The following is a 1,217-nucleotide window of genomic DNA, read 5'->3' on the forward strand; positions in this document are numbered from 1 at the left end:
GACGTGCTCGCGAGACGGGCAAACCGGGACGCCGGGTGCGACGCCGCGGTGAGGTCGCATGGCCGAATGCGCGATCGGCCAGGGGCCGATATCGCCTCCGCGACACGCGCGGCCGGGCGGCAGAGGCCGTCAGTTTACGGACAGGCCGATGGAAACGACGAAAGGGCCGCCCGTAGGCGACCCTCTCTCATTCACTCGTCTGCCGTCTTCTTCGCCGGGTCGGCGACCCGCATGACGGTCAGGCCCTTCGCCTCGGCCTTCTGCCCGAGGTTCAGCGCAACCCCGTTGCCGCCGAAGAGCACGACCCCGGTCGCGGCGAATTTGTCGTCCAGCATCTCGTCGTTGCATTTGAACGGGGCGGCACGCCCATACGCGGACCATCGCGGATCGAAGCGCGCCTGCGCGACGCCGCGTGCGCGAGCCCAGCGGGCCGCGATCATCTCGGCGCCATGCTTGCCGCCCTTGTGGCAGAGGAAGATCTCCTGATTGCGGTTCTGCCGGATCCGCTCCCGAACCTTGTCGAGTGTCGAGAAGATGACATCGATATCGGTCCAGTCCGTCGCGCCGGAGACGATCAGGGGAACCCCCTCGACCTTCGACTTCGCGGCGGTTTCTCGATCATGTTGCTCCAGCAGCTGCCGGGCCTCGAAGACCGCCCCGGTCTCCTGGGCGCGAGCGCTTACGCGAGACCCCGCCGCCGGGATGAAGGCGTGACCCGTCTCGACCTCGTAGCATTCCGCCGCCGCCTCGCTCATCACCTCGATGGCGCCGGTGATCTCCCGCAGGTGCAGGAAGCGGGCCTGGGCTTCTTCGAGCGCGGTCTCCGCGATCTCCGATCCGTCATGGGATTTCGCCAGGGCACCGATCTTGTCGGCGGTGCGGTCCAACTCCTTCGTCAGGGTGACCTTGCGGCGCTGCAGGATGGTGGCGAGCCCGTGCGCGAGCGGTTCAATCTCGGTCTCGAGACCTGTGTTCCGCAGTTGACCCAGCAGGGTCTCGAAAGTCTCGCGGGTGATGCTGTCCTTCAGGATGTGATCCTCGGGGATCGGCAGTTCTGCGTCCTTCTCCGTCAGGCCGAAAAGTTCGATGGTCTCGTAGGCGTTCGCGTTCTCGTATGTCATGTTGGTGTCTCCAGATGTTCGGGGAACCACCACAGGAGTGTGGTGGCATGGCCGAATGTCCGGTTCACCGAATCTGTCCGGGTCAGGGACGGCGCA

The 1,217-nt window shown here is 65.8% G+C and carries 1 protein-coding gene; it reads right to left on the reverse strand.

Translation table 11 applies throughout. From position 1 onward, the window contains the following. Positions 1-191: 191 nt before the first annotated feature. Positions 192-1,121 (reverse strand): DUF2493 domain-containing protein, encoded by a 930-nt coding sequence (locus PVW46_RS22615; RefSeq protein WP_274577755.1) that lies wholly within the window; start codon positions 1,119-1,121, stop codon positions 192-194. Between the last annotated feature and the right edge of the window lie 96 nt (positions 1,122-1,217).

It is taken from the genome of Mameliella sp. AT18 (genome assembly GCF_028807275.1).
GTDB classification, from domain to species: domain Bacteria; phylum Pseudomonadota; class Alphaproteobacteria; order Rhodobacterales; family Rhodobacteraceae; genus Antarctobacter; species Antarctobacter albus.

Excerpts from the sequence above, each read along its gene's own strand:
- PVW46_RS22615 (WP_274577755.1), bottom strand. The coding sequence starts at position 1,121 with ATGACATACGAGAACGCGAACGCCTACGAGACCATCGAACTTTTCGGC.